A 16,129-nucleotide genomic window follows, 5' to 3' on the forward strand; every position below is an offset into this window, starting at 1 on the left:
TGAGAATGCCCTGATTGCAAGCCCAATCGATGAAGGCGGTGGATCAATGCCCGAGTAAATCCGTCAGCTAAGCTTGTGCTGGACTTACGGACAGCAACGAGGCGCGCGGGAGAGGACATGACAATCACGATCGAAGCGAAGCGGGCGCTGGCCGGCCTGGCGCTGGCCATGGGGTTGGGCGCAGTCATGCTCAACGCCCAGGCCGCTGAAACCAAAAAGGTCGATGTACTGCTGGTGGGCGGCGGCATCATGAGTTCGACCCTGGCTATCTGGCTCAACGAGCTGGAGCCCGGCTGGTCGATGGAGATGGTCGAGCGCCTGGACAAGGTGGCCGAAGAAAGCTCCAACGGCTGGAACAACGCCGGTACCGGCCACTCGGCCTTGGCCGAGCTGAACTACACGCCAGAAAAAGATGGCAAGATCGACATCAGCAAGGCCGTGGAGATCAACGAGTCATTCCAGATCACCCGCCAATTCCTTGCCTGGCAGGTCAAGCAGGGCGTGTTGAAGAACCCCCATTCCTTTATCAACACCACACCGCACATGAGCTTCGTCTGGGGCGACGACAACATTCGCTTCCTGAAGAAGCGTTATGAGGCGTTGCAAGCCAGCCCGCTGTTCAAGCCCATGCAGTATTCCGAAGACCACGAACAGATCCGCAAATGGGTGCCCTTGATGATGGAGGGCCGCGACCCCAATCAGAAATTGGCCGTGACCTGGACGCCGATCGGTACCGACGTCAACTTTGGCGAGATCACTCGGCAGTATGTGGGTTACCTGCAGACTCGGCCTAACTTCGGCCTCAAGCTGTCGAGCGAGGTACAGGACATCACCCGCAACGACGACGGCTCATGGCATGTCGAGTACAAGAACCTGAAAGATGGCAGCCAGGCGGCCACCGATGCCAAGTTCTTGTTCATCGGCGCCGGCGGCGCGGCGCTGCCCCTGTTGCAGAAGTCGGGCATCGATGAAGCCAAGGACTATGCCGGCTTCCCGGTCGGTGGTTCGTTCCTGGTCACCGATAACCCGGCCATTGCCCAGCGCCACATGGCCAAGGCCTATGGCATTGCGGCAACCGGCGCGCCACCGATGTCGGTACCGCACCTGGACACCCGTGTCCTCGATGGCAAGCGCATGATCCTGTTCGGGCCGTTTGCTACCTTCTCGACCAAGTTCCTCAAGCAGGGCTCGTTGCTCGACCTGTTCGCCAGCGCCAGTGTGCACAACGCCTGGCCGATGGTGAGGGTAGGGGTACGTGAGTTCGATCTGGTGCAGTACCTGGTCGGTCAGGTCTTGCAGTCGGACGATGACCGCTTCGAAGCGCTGCGCACCTACTTCCCCGAGGCCAAGAAGGAAGACTGGCGCCTGTGGCAAGCCGGCCAGCGGGTGCAGATCATCAAGAAGGACGAGGCCCAGGGTGGGGTGCTCAAGCTGGGTACCGAAGTGGTCACGTCCAAGGACGGCAGCATCGCCGGCCTGCTTGGGGCCTCACCGGGTGCCTCGACCGCGCCGCCGATCATGCTGGATGTGTTGAACAAGGTGTTCAAGGACAAGGTGGCCTCGCCGCAGTGGCAAGCGAAGATCAAGCAGATCGTGCCGTCTTACGGCATTCGCCTGAACGAGCACCCGGACAGGGTGCAGCAGGAGTGGACGTATACCAATGAGGTGCTGCAACTGAATCCACCGTCGGGTGGTGAAGCGCCGTAAAAGTTCGAGGTTGGTGTTATTGGGGCAATCACTGTTGCTGGCTTGCGCGGCTGCTTCTCCAGAGCCGCGCAGTCAGGTTCAGCCAAGCGAGCACTTGCGGCGCTTGCCTGAGGCACCCGCGTAGACAGATCCCTCGACCTTGGTGAACGCTTCTACTGCGTCCCCATTCAGCAAACTCTCGTACTGCGCCGACTGCCGCAAGCGCGTCAGTTTTGCGTCAGCAATTGCCCTGAAATGCGCTACAGATGCGCTGAAATCGCTGCTTTTAGTCGACATCATGTATTTCCTCATGGTTGAAGGCAGCATAATCACCACGTAGGTCATAGGCAAGCCCGATACCTTTTACCTGCCGGAAACCATTCTGTTGATAGGCGATACGCGCTTCAGGGAGTGGGTCTTTCACTACAACCCATTTCAACCCGAGCATAAGGGCGTAGAAGCGGACGCCGCTCATGCACAAGGGCGCTATGTAGCCTCGTGTCACCAGGTAATTGTCTGGGTTACGCTGAAGGTAAAGCACCATGATCTTTTCCTTGCTGCCTTGTGGTGAAGCCCAACAAAGGCCAGCAAGCGCATTGCCATGCCATATGGCAATGTCCAGCGCGCGTGCATGAGCACGTCGGCGCTTCCATTGCAACACACGATCCCAGCCGAAGTCATGTGGGTTGGGATGCCAGCGCTCATGGGCCTCTATAGCCTTATGATCAATTTCCTCGACCATTAACCGGTTATCCAGGTTGAGGGTTCTGTTCCGGGTTTCCAGTACTATTTGGCCTCGAGCAGCCTGCTTGAAGCCAATCAGTGCTGCCAGTTCTATAGCGTCCATCTGCAATCACATCACCAGCCGTTATCAGGTGTTTGATGCTATTGCTAACGGTCACCAGAAGTGGCCGATAACCTCCTTCTTGTTTTCCCGGGTAGACGTAGTCCAAAACCGCCTCTGCTTAGTTCTTGGCATCTAAACTTACAAACAGCCCGTCGCAGATGGTGGTGCGGCGCGCCTTTCAAATCATTCGACCACCGCCCCCTCGGACCCGGACTTCCCTCGTCGACGGTGGCCTTCTTGCAGAGGAGGGCAGGTCATGGACGAGGCACGGCTTCACGAATTCATGGGCAAGCTGGTGGGTGACATGGGCGCTGCGGCGACCCTGGCCAATGTCATTCTGGGCGACGAACTCGGGCTGTACCGGGCAATGGCCGACAGCCTGCCGACCACCCCCGACGCGCTCGCGGCCAAGACCGGTTGCCACCCGCGCCTGGTGCGCGAATGGCTCAATGCCCAGGCGGCGTCGGGCTACATGGTGCATGACAAGGGCAGTTTCGTGCTGCCCGAAGAACAGGCCATGGCCCTGGCGCTGGAGGACTCGCCGGCCTACATGGCCGGTGGCGCCGCAGTGGTGGCGGCGCTGTTTCACGACAAAGACAAGCTGGTCGCGGCCATGCGTGGCGACGGCGGGTTGGCGTGGGGCGACCACCACCCGTGCATGTTCAGCGGCACCGAGCGGTTCTTCCGGCCGGGTTATCGGACGTTCCTGGTGGCCGAGTGGCTGCCGGCGCTGGACGGGGTAGTGGCGAAACTGCAAGCGGGCGCCAAGGTGGCCGATGTGGGCTGTGGCCATGGCGCCTCGACGTTGGTCATGGCCCAGGCGTTTCCTGCATCGACCTTTGTTGGCTACGACTATCACGGGCCATCCATCGCCACCGCCAACCAGCGCGCCGAAGAGGCGGGGTTGGGCGCGCGGGTGCATTTCCAGCAGGCCACTGCTAAAGACTACCCCGGCCACGACCATGACCTGGTGTGTTTCTTCGATTGCCTGCACGACATGGGTGACCCAGTGGGCGCGGCGCGCCATGCCTACCGTGCCTTGAAGGCTGACGGCACGGTGATGCTGGTGGAACCGTACGCCGAAGACTCGCTGGAGGGCAACCTGACGCCGGTAGGGCGCTTGTTCTACGCAGCGTCGACGTTTATCTGCACGCCGAACTCGCTGTCTCAGGAGGTGGGATTGGGGTTGGGTGCCCAGGCCGGGGAGGCACGGCTGCGGGCGGTGTTCGAAGAGGCGGGGTTCACTCGGTTCCGGCGTGCGACGCAGACACCGTTCAACCTCATCCTGGAGGCGCGTAAATAGCCGCTGCCCTTGCCGCAACCGGGCCATTCGGCTTTTACGCATTGTAATGCCGCGCCCTGATCGTCAGAATCGCGCCCGGTTGTCGAGCAAGGGGCTTACGTTGAACGAACAGACACTCTCCATGCGCCTGGAGCGCGTGGCGGCGCATGTGCCACACGGCGCGCGCCTGGCCGATATCGGCTCGGACCACGGTTACTTGCCGGTAGCGTTGATGCTGCGCGGCACTATCGAAGCCGGCGTGGCCGGTGAAGTGGCGCAGACGCCCTTTGCCTCCACTCAGCGCAATGTGCGCCGCAATGGCTTGGAAGCACGCATCACCATTCGCCTGGCCGATGGGCTAGAGGCGATCGAAATAAACGACCGGATCTCTGCCGTCAGCCTCTGCGGCATGGGCGGCGACACCCTGTGCGAAATTCTGGAACGCGGCAAGCATCGCTTGAACGGCACCGAGCGCCTGATCCTGCAACCCAATGGCGGCGAGTGCGCGCTGCGGGGCTGGCTAATGACCAATGGCTATCGCATCGTCAGCGAAGAGTTGCTGCGGGAGAACCGCTTCGACTACGAAATCATCGTCGCCGAACCGTGTGAGGCAGTGGCGTATACCGCCGAAGAACTGTACTTCGGCCCACTGTTGATGCGCGAGAAAAGCCCAGCGTTCATGACCAAATGGCAGCGCATGTTGCGTCAGAAGCAGCAGACGTTGGCCAACTTCGAACGCGCCCGGGATGCAATCCCACAGGAAAAGCGCGACGATTTCGCCCGGCAAATCACCTGGATCAACCAGGTATTGGCCTGACTTACTGCTGCGAGCAGTTGCCCATTTCCCGGTAGTTGATTTCGCGGGTGTGGCCTTGATGGTCGACATAGACCATGTGCGCGGTGCCAACCTGGCAATCGGCTGCATTGCTGGCTGGGGTGATGGAGATGACTTTGGCCACATCCAGCGGCATGCCGTATTCGTAGTTGCTGCTGGCAACAGGCTGGTCAGTGCCCGCGTCAGCCAAGGCGCCGAACGAGGCGAGGGCAGCGGTAACGGCAAGCACAGCGATCGAACGTTTCATGGCAGGTTCCTTTTTCAATGTTTTACCAATGATGTATTCATTGGTGATCCACAATAAATGGGCTAACCCGTGATAGATTCCTGCCTTGAGCGTAAGAATAAGATTGAACAAGGAGCCCATCCCTCATGGACATGCTGCATGCCATGCGTACCTTCACCCGGGTGGTGGAGTGCGGCAGCTTTGCGGCGGCTGCCAATGCCCTGGATATTTCAGCGGCGCAGGTGTCGCGCATCGTTGCCGAGCTTGAGAACCAGCTACAGACGCGTCTGCTGCACCGCACCACGCGCCGTTTGCGCATGAGCGAGGCGGGCGAGCGTTTTCTTGAGCGCGCCCGGCAAATCATGTTGTTGACCGAAGAAGCCGTGGGCGAAGCGCGCGGCGCGCACCTCACGCCCCGTGGCCGCTTGCGCCTGCATTGCCCGCATGGCCTGGGCCTGCTGCTGATGCCGCTGGTGGCGGGCTACAACGCGCTGTGCCCTGAGGTGGTGGTCGAATTGACCCTGTCCCAACGCAACCCCGACCCGCTGGCTGAAGGGCATGACGTGGTGATCACCGTGGACGGGGCCTTGCCGGACTCGCAATTGATCGCAGTGCCCTTGGGCGACATCTTCAGCATCCCCTGTGCCGCGCCCAGCTATCTGGAGACCTTTGGGGTGCCTGAGCGGCCGGAAGACCTGCATGATCATCGTTGCCTGCGCATGGCGTATCCGATGTATGAAGGCGACTGGGTATTCCCGCAAGGCGTCGATCAGTGCGTGATCGCGCCGCGAGACAGCTTCCTGACCAACGTAGCCGACGCCATGCTGCTGGCCAGCGAGTTGGGCATGGGCATCGGGCTGTTGCCGTTCTACACCGCCAGCCAGGCCATCGAGCAGGGGCGTTTGCGCCGGCTGCTGGCCCCGTATCGCCTGCGCGAGTGTGCGCTGTACGCGATCTACCCGTCGCGGCACTACTTGGATGCCAAGGTGCGTACCTGGATCGACTACCTCAAGGAACAGCTACCGGCGCTGTTCGAGGCCCATGCGCGGATAGTGGATGATGAGCGGTATTGGCGCTGAAACGGGCTGATTTAGCTGGAACCTGTGGGGCTGGCTTGCCGGCGCCCACAGGTTTGGCGACTCGCTACAGCGGATAGTGCTTGAGCTCCCGTGCAATCAGCATCCGCTGGATCTCGCTCGAGCCTTCGTAGATCTGCGTGATTCGTGCGTCGCGGTAATAGCGTTCCACCGGGTAATCCTCCAGGTAGCCATAGCCACCATGCACCTGGATGGCCATGGAACATACCCGCTCGGCCATTTCCGACGCGAACAGCTTGGCCTGCGAAGCCTCCGACAGGCACGGCTTACCGGCACTGCGCAAGCGGGCTGCATGCAGGATCAGCAGGCGTGCGGCATTCACCTGTACCTGCATGTCAGCCAGCAGGTTGGCGATGCTCTGGTGTTCGTTGATCGGCTTGCCGAACTGCACCCGATCACGGGAGTAGACCAGCGCGGCTTCGAACGCGGCGCGGGCGATACCCAATGCCTGCGCGGCGATGCCGATACGCCCACCTTCGAGGTTGGACAAGGCGATGGCCAGGCCCTTGCCGCGCTCACCGAGCATATTGGCAGCCGGGATGCGGCAGTTGTCGAAGGTCACCGCGCAGGTATCAGAGGCGCGGATGCCCATCTTGTGCTCGCTGCGGTCAACCTTGAAGCCAGGGTTGTCAGTGGGTACCAGGAAGGCCGACAGGCCTTTCTTGCCCAGTTCCGGGTCGGTCACCGCGAAGACGATCGCCAGGCCTGCTCGGCGAGCATTGCTGACAAACTGCTTGGACCCATTGATCACCCATTCGCCCTCCACGCGTTCGGCACGGGTGCGCAGGTTGTGCGCCTCGGAGCCGGCCTGGGGTTCGGTCAGGCAGAAGCAGCCAATTACCTCGCCCGTGGCCAGGCGTGGCAACCAAGCCTGTTGCTGTTCGGCTGTGCCATAAGCCAGCAACGGGCCGCAGCCCACCGAGTTGTGGATGCTCATCATCGCCCCGGTGGCGCCGCAGCCAGCGGCGATTTCTTCCACGGCCAGGGCGTAGGCGACGTAATCGGTGTAGCTGCCGCCGAAGGCTTCAGGCACCACCATGCCGAGCAGCCCCAGCTCGCCCATCTTGCGGACCACGCCATCATCGATCCAGCCGGCTTTTTCCCAGGCCTGGGCATGGGGCGCGATTTCGCCACGGGAAAAGTCCCGGGCCATGTCGCGGATCATGATCTGCTCTTCGCTCAGTTCCAGGTCTTGCATCTGTGTACTCCCGGGCTCACAGGCCTTCGAAGAATTGGTCGACCCGCTGGCGCTCGAGCTCGGCCAGGGTGGGCGGGTTCCAGCGTGGCTGCTTGTCCTTGTCGATGATCAGGGCACGCACGCCCTCGATGATGTCGCCGTACTGGAACCACTGGCGGTCCAGGTGCAGCTCCATGGCAAAGCACGCCTCAAGTGCCAGGTGGCGACCGCGGCGCAGCATTTCCAGCGTAACCGCCATGGCCAGTGGCGAGCGGCTTTCCAGCTGGTCGGCGGTGGCCAGGGCCCATGGGTGGCTGTCGCCGATGCTGACGGTGCGCAGTTGCTCGATGATCGCTGGCAAGTCGGGGAGGGCAAAGAAATGGTCGATGACCGGGCGCAGCTTCTCCAGCGGCGCGTCATCCAGCACCTGAGTGCCGAGCTTGGCCAGCAGGCCTTGCAGGTCCTTGAGCGGGTGGTCGCCAAAGGTCAGGCGGTCCAGGCCCTGGTCGAGTGCGGTGAGTTTATCGCAGGGCACGTGCCAGTCGGCGAGCCCGCAATACAGGGCGTCGGCGGCCTGGATCTGGGTGCCAGTGACACCGAGGTAAGTGCCCAGCTCGCCAGGGAGGCGTGAGAGGAAATAGCTGCCGCCCACATCCGGGAAATAGCCGATGCCGACTTCCGGCATGCCCAGCCGGCTGCGTTCGGTCACCACCCGTAGGTCACAGCCTTGGGCCAGGCCCATGCCGCCGCCGAGGGTGAAGCCGTCCATCAGCACCAGCACCGGTTTGCGGTAATGATGGATGCACAGGTCGAGCGCGTATTCCTCGACGAAAAAGTCTTCATGCAGGCGTTCTGCGTTTTTGTAGCTGTCGTGCAGCGAGCGGATATCGCCACCGGCGCAAAACCCTTTAGGGCCCGCACCACGCAGTACCACTGCGCGCACCTGCGGGTCGTCTGCCCATTGGTCGAAGTGCTGGCGCAGGCTGCGCACCATATCCAGGGTCAAGGCATTGAGGCCGGCGGGGCGGTTCAGGGTCAGGTGGCCAATCTGGTTGCGGACTTCAGCCAAGACATGATCCGTCGCCGAAGTGTAAGCATGCGCGGTCATCGCGTTCTCCCTGCTTTGTTATTGATTTTCCAAGTGAAGTCTGGAGTTCGCTGGAGGATCACTGGATCCTGTCATGCGAATTTGTCGTGCACAATCGGCAAATCTGCAGGGGTGTTCTGCATTTTTGCCTTGTGTTCAGGTTAAGCCTTGCAGCGCCTGGGAGATCGAGCGCCGCCCGCGCGGCGCTCGAACTGCGCCCGCCACTAATATCACGCCATACACCCCAAGCCCACCCCACCCTCAATTCATTAACCTGAGCGTAACGATCACCCATCCAGCTTGATTGATGCACCCTCACGCCTCGCCCTAAGGTGGCTCCACGACAGCGAATCCGTGGAGTCACCATGACAACAACCAAGAATCCACCGCCGCAATGGTCGCGGCGGCGCGCCGAGAAGCAGCGCCGCCTCGACCGGGTCCGCCACCTCGCCGACGGTGTGGTGCTGCCCACCGCGCATATCGTCGAGGCACTGGAACTGTTACTCGCCCCCGGCGACCGGGTGGTGCTGGAAGGCAACAACCAGAAGCAGGCCGATTTTCTCTCCCGCTCACTGGCCAAGGTCGACCCGGCGCGGCTGCACGATTTGCACATGATCATGCCCAGCGTCAGCCGTGCCGAACACCTCGACCTGTTCGAGCGGGGCATCGCCCGCAAGCTCGACTTCTCGTTCGCCGGGCCACAGAGCCTGCGTATCGGGCAACTGCTGGAAGATGGCCTGCTCGAAGTCGGCGCCATCCATACCTACATCGAGCTGTACTCCCGGCTGCTGGTCGACCTCATCCCCAACGTGACCCTGGTCGCGGGCTTCATGGCCGACCGGGATGGCAACCTCTATACCGGCCCCAGCACCGAAGACACACCGGCCCTGGTCGAACCCGCCGCCTTCAGTGACGGCATCGTCATTGCCCAAGTCAACCAATTGGTGGAGCGGGTCGACGACCTGCCGCGCGTCGATATTCCCGCGTCCTGGGTCGACTTCGTGGTGGTCGCCGACCAGCCGTTCTACATCGAGCCGCTGTTCACCCGCGACCCACGCCATATCAAGCCGGTGCATGTGCTGATGGCGATGATGGCGATCCGTGGCATCTATGAAAAACACCAGGTGCAGTCGCTGAACCATGGCATTGGGTTCAATACCGCAGCCATCGAGCTGATCTTGCCGACCTATGGCGAATCCCTTGGCCTGAAAGGCAAAATTTGCCGCAACTGGACGCTCAACCCTCACCCCACGCTGATTCCCGCTATCGAAACGGGTTGGGTCGAGAGCGTGCATTGTTTCGGTACTGAACTGGGCATGGAAGACTACATCGCCCAGCGCCCGGACGTGTTTTTCACCGGCCGCGACGGCTCGCTGCGCTCCAACCGCATGATGTGTCAGTTGGCGGGGCAGTACGCCGTCGACCTGTTTATTGGTGCCACGTTGCAGGTGGATGGCGACGGCCATTCTTCGACCGTCACCCGCGGCCGCCTGGCGGGCTTTGGCGGTGCGCCGAACATGGGCCACGACCCCCGTGGGCGCCGCCACGCGACACCAGCCTGGCTCGACATGACCGTGCCCGAAACGATGCTCGAGCGCGGCCGCAAGCTGGTGGTGCAGATGGTCGAGACCTACCAGGAAGGCGGCAAGCCCACCTTCGTCGAAACCCTCGATGCGGTCGAAGTGGCGAAAAAAGCCGGCATGCCGCTGGCACCGGTGATGATCTACGGCGACGACGTTACTCACTTGCTCACCGAAGAAGGCATCGCCTACCTGTACAAAGCGCGCAGCCTTGAGGAACGCCAGCAGATGATTGCAGCCGTGGCCGGTGTCACCGCCATTGGCCTGCGGCATGACCCCAAAGACACCCAGCGCCTGCGCCAGCAGGGCCTGGTGGCGTTGCCCGAGGACTTGGGCATCCGCCGTACCGATGCCAGCCGTGAGCTGCTGGCTGCGCGCAGCATCGCCGACCTGGTGGAATGGTCCGGTGGCCTGTACAACCCACCCGCACGGTTCAGGAGCTGGTGATGAAAGTACTCGACCTGCAATCGCATGGGCTGCTTCGCGAGCAAGCTCGCTCCTACCGGTATGTAACGGGCCTTAAAGCCAGTGGGGGCTCTGTGGGAGCGGGCTTGCCCGCGAAGAGGGCTGAACAGACAACCAAAATCCCTCTGGCCGATCACCTGGCGGATTTGGCAGTAGAAGCCCTGATCGACGAAGTCGATCTGTCGCCCAAACCGGGCCTGGTAGACCGCCGCAGCAACGGTGCGCACACCGACATGACGCTAGCGTTGATGCATGCGTCGGCGCTGGCCCTGTGGCCGTGCCTGCGGCAGATGGCCGAAGCGGCCGAGGCCATTGGCGGCGTCGGCCAGCCCTTGCGCACTGCGCTAGGCCGCATTGGCCGCGAAGGCGAGGTCGCGATGCTGGCGACCACCGGCGGGGTGAATACCCACCGAGGCGCGATCTGGGCTCTGGGGCTGCTGGTGGCGGCCTGTGCCCTGGGTCCCCACGCTGACCCGTGCGCAGTGGCGGCCCGCGCCGGGCGCATCGCGCTGATCGACGACCCGGGCGCAACATCGGAAGACAGCCATGGTGCCCACGTAAGGCGCCGTTATGGCAGCGGCGGAGCCCGTGAACAGGCGCAATTGGGTTTCCCAGCGGTTATCGCGCATGGCCTGCCACAGCTCCAGCGCAGCCGTGCCTTAGGTGCCAGCGAAACCCACGCGCGGCTCGATGCCTTGCTGGCGATCATGGCGGCGCTGGCCGACACCTGTGTGCTTTGGCGCGCCGGGCCACAAGGGCTGGCCACGGTCCAGCAGGGTGCCCGCGCCGTCCTCGACGCCGGTGGCAGCGCCACGCTGGACGGGCGGCGGCAACTGCGCCTTTTGGATGAACACTTACTGCAACTGAATGCCTCTCCGGGTGGCGCTGCCGATCTGTTGGCGGCCTGCCTGTTCCTCGACAAAGCCGGGAGCCTGTGACATGGAAACCCTGACCTTTCAATTCCCCGCCGCCGAACCAGGGCGCGGGCGCACCGTGCTCGGCTGCGTCAGCTCCGGCGACCTGGAAGTACTGATCGAACCCGGCATCGCCGGCAGCCTGCAGATCCAGGTCGTGACGTCGGTCAACGGCAGCGGCGCGCGCTGGACGCAACTGTTCCAGCGCCTGTTCGAAGGCCGCCAATGGCCAGCGGTGAACATCGACATCCATGATTTTGGCGCCACCCCAGGCGTGGTGCGCCTGCGCCTGGAGCAAGGTTTCGAGGAGATCGCCCATGACTGACACCGAGCGTTTGCTGCACAGCCGCAGCCTCGTCGAAATGGGCGCCCGCCAGCGCGCCCGGGCACTGCTTGACCCGGGCACGTTCCGCGAGCTGCTGGGCCCCTTCGACCGGCTCATGTCACCTTGGCTGCCGCGCCAGGGCATCGTGCCCCAGGCCGATGATGGCGTGGTCATCGCCAAAGGCCGGCTGAATGGCCGCAACACGGTGGTCGCCGCTATCGAGGTGGCTTCCAGGGCGGCAGCATGGGGAGGTGGGCGGGGCGAAGATCGCCGGTGCACTGGAACTGGCCATCGAAGACAACCGCAACGGCACCCCGACCTGCGCCGTGCTGCTGCTGGAAACCGGTGGCGTGCGCCTGCAGGAAGCCAACCTGGGCCTGGCGGCAATCGCCGAGATCCAGGCCGCGATCGTCGAGCTGCGCAGCTACCAGCCGGTGATCGGCCTGATCGCAGGCTCGGTCGGCTGCTTCGGCGGTATGTCCATCGCTGCCGGCCTGTGCAGCCACCTGCTGGTCACCCGTGAGGCGCGCCTGGGCCTCAATGGCCCGCAGGTCATCGAGCAGGAAGCGGGCATCGCTGAATACGACGCCAAGGATCGCCCCTTTATCTGGAGCCTGACCGGTGGCGAGCAGCGCCATGCCAGTGGGCTGGTCGACGGCTACGTGGCCGATGATGCAGATGCAATACGCCAGCAGCTTGTGCACCTGCTCGACACCCCCGCCACAGACCGTGCTCGCCGCCACGCCTGGTACCTCGAGCGGCTGTCGCGCCTCGGCGATGACTGCCCGCAACTGGATGCCGCCGCCGTATGCAGCCTCTACCAAGGAGAAGCCAAATGAACCGAGCCATGAACTGGCTGCCGGGCCTGGCCGGCGGGCAAGTGCTGCCGGGTTACCCCGCGTCGCTGCAGGTGATCGACGGCGAACTGGACAACCGCCTGGCGCGCTTCATTGCCGTGGTGCCCGATGCGCATAACCCGTTCCCCCGGGCGCGTGCGGGCGAGGTCGGCTTGCTGGAAGGCTGGGGGCTGGCCAAGGCGGTGAGCGAAGCGGTCGCGGCAGACCGCGACGGCGAGAAGCGGGCCATCGTCGCCGTCATCGATGTGCCCAGCCAGGCCTATGGCCGCCGCGAAGAGGCGCTGGGCATTCACCAGGCGCTGGCCGGTGCGGTGCAGGCGTATGCCGAGGCGCGCTTGGCCGGGCACCCGGTGATTGGGCTGCTGGTCGGCAAGGCGATGTCTGGCGCCTTCCTCGCGCATGGCTATCAAGCCCAGCGCCTGATCGCGTTGGACGACGCTGGGGTGATGGTGCACGCCATGGGCAAGGCCGCTGCCGCGCGCATTACATTGCGCAGCGTCGAAGCACTGGAGGCCCTGGCCGCCGAAGTACCGCCGATGGCCTATGACCTCGACAGCTATGCCTCGCTGGGCTTGCTGTGGCGACGTCTTGGCGTGGACAACGCCGAGACGCCAAGTGCAGCCGACCTGGCCAAGGTACGTACCTGCCTGGCCGAAGCGGTGCGCGATATCGGCAACTCGACCGACCTGTCATCGCGGCTGGTGGGCGAAAACCGGCGCGCCTCCCGCGAGGTGCGCGAACACTTGCGCCGTCAGTGGCAGGGGGCCTGAGATGAATAGCCCACGCGCGCACGACCTGCTGTGGGGGTTGCCCCTTTGCGCGCTGCCTGAAGATGCCCCGCAGTGGGCGCATCAGGTGGTGGCAAGCGGTCAGCCTGTGGTGGTGCGCCGCGCCGCCTGCGCTGACGGCTGGGTGGCGGTGGGCCTGCGCGGCCTGAGCCGGGATCAGCGGCTGGGCACACAGATGCGCCTGGCCGATATCCAACGCCTGCAAAGCCCTGAGGCCCTGCGCTGGCGAGCACCGAGCCCGTGGCCTGCATTGCAGGCGTTGGCCTCGGTGGCCCCGGTGCTCGATACCACCGGGCTGGCTTGGGGGCCGACAGGTGGGGTGGGGTACCAACTCGCCACCGAGACTGGCGTGTTGCACCTGGCCAGTGATCTGGACGTGGTCGTGCGCACGCCACACCCCCTGGCACGCACAAAAGCACGGGAACTGCTGGACATACTGGACTGCGCGCCATGCCGTATCGATGTGCAATTGGAAACACCGGCAGGTGCCGTGGCCCTGCGTGAGTGGGCCGGTGTTGCCCGCCGCGTACTACTCAAGTCGCCCCATGGCGCGCGCTTGGTGGCTGACCCCTGGGCTGCCTGGGGGTGTGCGGCATGAGCAGCTTGTTCGCGTTCCCCGGCCAGGGTGCCCAGCAGGTAGGCATGTTGCACCGCTTGCCCGAGGGGGCCGGCCCACTGTTGGAGGAGGCCAGCGATACGCTGGGCCATCAGGTGCTGGGCCTGGACAGCGAGCAGGCATTGCAGAGCACCCGGGCCGTGCAGCTGTGCCTGCTGCTGACCGGGGTGGCCTGGGCGCGCCGACTGCTGCAGCAAAGTCCCGCCCCCGACTATGTGGCAGGGCTGTCGATAGGGGCGTATCCCGCCGCGGTCACGGCCGGTGCGCTGGCGTTCGCCGATGCCGTGCGCCTGGTTGCCCTGCGCGGTGAGTTGATGCAGCGCGCCTATCCGCAGGGGTATGGCATGACCGCGCTGAGTGGCCTGGACCTGGCCAGTGTCGAGCGCTTGCTGGTGGAGGCGGGCGGTGAGGTCTACATCGCCAACCTCAACAGCGAAAACCAGATCGTCATTGCCGGCAGCGAGGCGGCCATGGCTGCGGTGGCCCAACGCGCGCGCAGCCTGGGCCAGGGCGTCGCGCGGCGCCTGGCGGTCAGCGTGCCGTCCCATTGCCCACTGCTCGACGCCCCGGCTGCGGAACTGGCCGAGGCCTTTGCTGCGGTCGAACTGCGAAGGCCCATCATCACCTACCTGAGCGGCAGCAGTGCACGGCCGATCCACGACCCGCAACGCTTGCGCGACGACCTGGCCGGCAACATGGCGCGGGTGGTGGACTGGCGTGCCACGTTGCGCAACGCCTATGAACGCGGGGTGCGCCTGCACTTGGAAATACCACCGGGCAGTGTGCTCAGCGGCCTGGCCCGCCAGGTGTTCGCCAATGGCCGCGTGGTAGCCATCGAGTCCACTCGGCTGGATAGCGTCGACGCCTTAATGCGTCAGGAGGTGGCCGGCAACCGATGACCGTGCTGTGCAACGCGAAGGACAACAACAAGCAACTTCGACAACACCTGAGGACAACAACAATGATTATTTATGGTGTGGCTCTGCTGGCAGTGTGCACGCTTGCCGGCGTTATCGTCGGCGACTTCCTGGGCGTGCTGCTGGGCGTCAAATCCAACGTGGGCGGGGTCGGTATTGCCATGATCCTGCTGATCTGTGCGCGGCTGTACATGCACCGCCACGGCGGCATGAGCAAGGAGTGCGAATTCGGCGTCGGCTTCTGGGGCGCGATGTACATTCCGGTGGTGGTGGCCATGGCGGCCCAGCAGAACGTGGTCACGGCCCTGCACGGCGGGCCGGTGGCGCTGCTGGCGGCTGTCGGCGCGGTACTGGTGTGTGGCGCGACCATCGCGCTGATCAGCCGCAGCCACCGCGGTGAACCCTTGCCCGCACTGGAGCCCACACCCGAAACACCTGGGCAGGTTGCCCCTGCAGGAGGGCGCTGATCATGTGGCCGATCGTTGACAATGCCTTGGAACACAACGGCCTGGTCACCGCGTTCGCGGTTGTCGGGGCGATCATGTGGTTGTCGGTACTGATGTCCAAATACCTGACGTTCGGCCGGGTGCACGGCTCGGCGATTGCCATCGTCATTGGGCTGGTGCTGGCCTGGGTTGGCGGTACCGTGACCGGCGGGCAAAAGGGCCTGGCGGACATGGCACTGTTCTCTGGCATCGGCCTGATGGGTGGGGCGATGCTGCGCGACTTCGCCATCGTCGCCACGGCCTTCGAAGTGCAGGCCACCGAGGCGCGCAAGGCCGGGATGATTGGCGCCGTTGCGTTGCTGCTGGGCACGGTGCTGCCGTTTATCGTAGGTGCGGCGGTGGCCTATGCCTTCGGCTATCGCGATGCCGTAAGCATGACCACCATTGGCGCGGGCGCGGTGACCTATATCGTCGGGCCGGTGACGGGGGCGGCGCTGGGTGCGAGCTCGGACGTGATGGCCTTGTCGATAGCCACCGGGTTGATCAAGGCCATCCTGGTGATGGTGTTCACCCCGGTGTCGGCCCGCCTGCTGGCCCTGGACAACCCGCGTTCGGCCATGGTGTTCGGTGGCTTGGCAGGGACGGTGTCGGGGGTGACCGCAGGCTTGGCGGCCACGGACCGGCGGCTGGTGCCGTACGGCGCGCTGACCGCGACCTTCCATACCGGCTTGGGCTGCTTGATGGGCCCTTCGATCCTGTATTTCTGCGTGCGCGGCTTGATCGGCTGACCCACCCTTCACGCCCTCTGTGTAGGAGCAGCCTTGCGCTGCGAAGAGGCCCTTACTAGCGGCGACTATCTACGGTGTTGTCACCGACCTCTTCCCAGCACAGGGCTGCCCCTACCCGCAGCCCCATCCCCCGAATCGGGGAAAAGCGCTGGGGAATCCTCCCCAATCTGTTTCGGTTAGCCCTGTAACTCACCAA

Annotated in this window: 17 protein-coding genes and 1 pseudogene; 13 read left to right on the plus strand and 5 right to left on the minus strand. The window is 63.9% G+C overall.

All coding sequences use genetic code 11. The annotated features are described in order from the left end of the window. Positions 1–117: 117 nt before the first annotated feature. Positions 118–1,707, plus strand: a complete 1,590-nt coding sequence (mqo, locus tag HU764_RS10600) for a malate dehydrogenase (quinone) (protein ID WP_186680104.1) — start codon at positions 118–120, stop codon at positions 1,705–1,707. 78 nt (positions 1,708–1,785) lie between these two features. On the opposite strand, the gene HU764_RS10605 is transcribed toward mqo, so the two are convergent. Further along, positions 1,786–1,983 carry a hypothetical protein gene (locus tag HU764_RS10605; protein ID WP_099430898.1) on the minus strand — a complete coding sequence of 66 codons (198 nt, stop codon included), beginning with the start codon at positions 1,981–1,983 and terminating at the stop codon, positions 1,786–1,788. Continuing rightward, on the minus strand, positions 1,973–2,533 hold the full coding sequence (locus HU764_RS10610; protein WP_186703543.1) for a hypothetical protein: 561 nt from the start codon (positions 2,531–2,533) through the stop codon (positions 1,973–1,975). Before HU764_RS10610 ends, HU764_RS10605 begins: the two co-directional genes overlap by 11 nt. A gap of 256 nt (positions 2,534–2,789) precedes the next feature. Between HU764_RS10610 and HU764_RS10615 the strand changes: the two genes are divergently transcribed. Both HU764_RS10615 and HU764_RS10620 read left to right on the plus strand, forming a co-directional pair. After that, a complete protein-coding gene (locus HU764_RS10615) occupies positions 2,790–3,836 on the plus strand; it encodes a class I SAM-dependent methyltransferase (protein ID WP_027593492.1) in 1,047 nt (348 codons plus the stop codon). Positions 3,837–3,936: 100 nt separating this feature from the next. After that, entirely contained in the window at positions 3,937–4,632 is a 696-nt protein-coding gene (locus HU764_RS10620) for a tRNA (adenine(22)-N(1))-methyltransferase (RefSeq protein ID WP_186680095.1), read from the plus strand. Between the two features lies 1 nt (position 4,633). Here the strand turns inward: HU764_RS10620 and HU764_RS10625 are convergent, their stop codons facing one another. Next, positions 4,634–4,897 (minus strand): DUF2790 domain-containing protein, encoded by a 264-nt coding sequence (locus tag HU764_RS10625; RefSeq protein WP_186680092.1) that lies wholly within the window; start codon positions 4,895–4,897, stop codon positions 4,634–4,636. A 125-nt stretch (positions 4,898–5,022) separates the two neighbouring features. Between HU764_RS10625 and HU764_RS10630 the strand changes: the two genes are divergently transcribed. Further along, on the plus strand, positions 5,023–5,955 hold the full coding sequence (locus HU764_RS10630) for a LysR family transcriptional regulator (RefSeq protein WP_027593489.1): 933 nt from the start codon (positions 5,023–5,025) through the stop codon (positions 5,953–5,955). Positions 5,956–6,019: 64 nt separating this feature from the next. On the opposite strand, the gene HU764_RS10635 is transcribed toward HU764_RS10630, so the two are convergent. After that, positions 6,020–7,171, minus strand: a complete 1,152-nt coding sequence (locus tag HU764_RS10635; protein ID WP_099429168.1) for an acyl-CoA dehydrogenase family protein — start codon at positions 7,169–7,171, stop codon at positions 6,020–6,022. Between the two features lie 16 nt (positions 7,172–7,187). Further along, complete coding sequence (locus HU764_RS10640) at positions 7,188–8,258, minus strand: enoyl-CoA hydratase/isomerase family protein (RefSeq protein WP_027593487.1); 1,071 nt, start codon at positions 8,256–8,258, stop codon at positions 7,188–7,190. 344 nt (positions 8,259–8,602) lie between these two features. Between HU764_RS10640 and mdcA the strand changes: the two genes are divergently transcribed. The 9 genes and pseudogenes from mdcA to madM all read left to right on the plus strand — a co-directional run bounded on the left by mdcA (position 8,603) and on the right by madM (position 15,933). Beyond that, entirely contained in the window at positions 8,603–10,264 is a 1,662-nt protein-coding gene (gene mdcA, locus HU764_RS10645; protein WP_027593486.1) for a malonate decarboxylase subunit alpha, read from the plus strand. Then, a complete protein-coding gene (locus HU764_RS10650) occupies positions 10,264–11,220 on the plus strand; it encodes a triphosphoribosyl-dephospho-CoA synthase (protein WP_186703542.1) in 957 nt (318 codons plus the stop codon). Before mdcA ends, HU764_RS10650 begins: the two co-directional genes overlap by 1 nt. A gap of 1 nt (position 11,221) precedes the next feature. Beyond that, positions 11,222–11,521 carry a malonate decarboxylase subunit delta gene (locus HU764_RS10655; protein ID WP_186703541.1) on the plus strand — a complete coding sequence of 100 codons (300 nt, stop codon included), beginning with the start codon at positions 11,222–11,224 and terminating at the stop codon, positions 11,519–11,521. Beyond that, a pseudogene (locus HU764_RS10660) lies at positions 11,514–12,360 on the plus strand (biotin-independent malonate decarboxylase subunit beta). Before HU764_RS10655 ends, HU764_RS10660 begins: the two are co-directional and overlap by 8 nt. Then, positions 12,357–13,148 (plus strand): biotin-independent malonate decarboxylase subunit gamma, encoded by a 792-nt coding sequence (mdcE, locus tag HU764_RS10665; RefSeq protein ID WP_186703797.1) that lies wholly within the window; start codon positions 12,357–12,359, stop codon positions 13,146–13,148. Before HU764_RS10660 ends, mdcE begins: the two are co-directional and overlap by 4 nt. A 1-nt stretch (position 13,149) precedes the next feature. After that, a complete protein-coding gene (locus tag HU764_RS10670; protein WP_186678006.1) occupies positions 13,150–13,764 on the plus strand; it encodes a malonate decarboxylase holo-ACP synthase in 615 nt (204 codons plus the stop codon). Further along, the gene (mdcH, locus tag HU764_RS10675) at positions 13,761–14,681 is read left to right on the plus strand and encodes a malonate decarboxylase subunit epsilon (RefSeq protein WP_186703796.1); all 921 of its coding nucleotides are present in this window, start codon (positions 13,761–13,763) and stop codon (positions 14,679–14,681) included. Before HU764_RS10670 ends, mdcH begins: the two co-directional genes overlap by 4 nt. Before the next feature lie 62 nt (positions 14,682–14,743). Next, a complete protein-coding gene (gene madL / locus HU764_RS10680; RefSeq protein WP_186678009.1) occupies positions 14,744–15,166 on the plus strand; it encodes a malonate transporter subunit MadL in 423 nt (140 codons plus the stop codon). A 2-nt stretch (positions 15,167–15,168) separates the two neighbouring features. Beyond that, positions 15,169–15,933 (plus strand): malonate transporter subunit MadM, encoded by a 765-nt coding sequence (gene madM / locus HU764_RS10685; RefSeq protein ID WP_186703795.1) that lies wholly within the window; start codon positions 15,169–15,171, stop codon positions 15,931–15,933. The last annotated feature ends 196 nt before the right edge of the window (positions 15,934–16,129 follow it).

The sequence above is a fragment of the Pseudomonas kermanshahensis genome, assembly GCF_014269205.2.
In the GTDB taxonomy this organism is placed as follows: Bacteria; Pseudomonadota; Gammaproteobacteria; order Pseudomonadales; family Pseudomonadaceae; genus Aquipseudomonas; species Aquipseudomonas kermanshahensis.

Bases quoted from the DNA above. Each gene is read 5' to 3' on its own strand.
- mqo (WP_186680104.1), top strand. From the start codon at position 118: ATGACAATCACGATCGAAGCGAAGCGGGCGCTGGCCGGCCTGGCGCTG.
- HU764_RS10605 (WP_099430898.1), bottom strand. From the start codon at position 1,983: ATGTCGACTAAAAGCAGCGATTTCAGCGCATCTGTAGCGCATTTCAGG.
- HU764_RS10610 (WP_186703543.1), bottom strand. From the start codon at position 2,533: ATGGACGCTATAGAACTGGCAGCACTGATTGGCTTCAAGCAGGCTGCT.
- HU764_RS10615 (WP_027593492.1), top strand. From the start codon at position 2,790: ATGGACGAGGCACGGCTTCACGAATTCATGGGCAAGCTGGTGGGTGAC.
- HU764_RS10625 (WP_186680092.1), bottom strand. From the start codon at position 4,897: ATGAAACGTTCGATCGCTGTGCTTGCCGTTACCGCTGCCCTCGCCTCG.
- HU764_RS10630 (WP_027593489.1), top strand. From the start codon at position 5,023: ATGGACATGCTGCATGCCATGCGTACCTTCACCCGGGTGGTGGAGTGC.
- HU764_RS10635 (WP_099429168.1), bottom strand. From the start codon at position 7,171: ATGCAAGACCTGGAACTGAGCGAAGAGCAGATCATGATCCGCGACATG.
- HU764_RS10640 (WP_027593487.1), bottom strand. From the start codon at position 8,258: ATGACCGCGCATGCTTACACTTCGGCGACGGATCATGTCTTGGCTGAA.
- mdcA (WP_027593486.1), top strand. From the start codon at position 8,603: ATGACAACAACCAAGAATCCACCGCCGCAATGGTCGCGGCGGCGCGCC.
- HU764_RS10650 (WP_186703542.1), top strand. From the start codon at position 10,264: ATGAAAGTACTCGACCTGCAATCGCATGGGCTGCTTCGCGAGCAAGCT.
- HU764_RS10655 (WP_186703541.1), top strand. From the start codon at position 11,222: ATGGAAACCCTGACCTTTCAATTCCCCGCCGCCGAACCAGGGCGCGGG.
- mdcE (WP_186703797.1), top strand. From the start codon at position 12,357: ATGAACCGAGCCATGAACTGGCTGCCGGGCCTGGCCGGCGGGCAAGTG.
- HU764_RS10670 (WP_186678006.1), top strand. From the start codon at position 13,150: ATGAATAGCCCACGCGCGCACGACCTGCTGTGGGGGTTGCCCCTTTGC.
- mdcH (WP_186703796.1), top strand. From the start codon at position 13,761: ATGAGCAGCTTGTTCGCGTTCCCCGGCCAGGGTGCCCAGCAGGTAGGC.
- madL (WP_186678009.1), top strand. From the start codon at position 14,744: ATGATTATTTATGGTGTGGCTCTGCTGGCAGTGTGCACGCTTGCCGGC.
- madM (WP_186703795.1), top strand. From the start codon at position 15,169: ATGTGGCCGATCGTTGACAATGCCTTGGAACACAACGGCCTGGTCACC.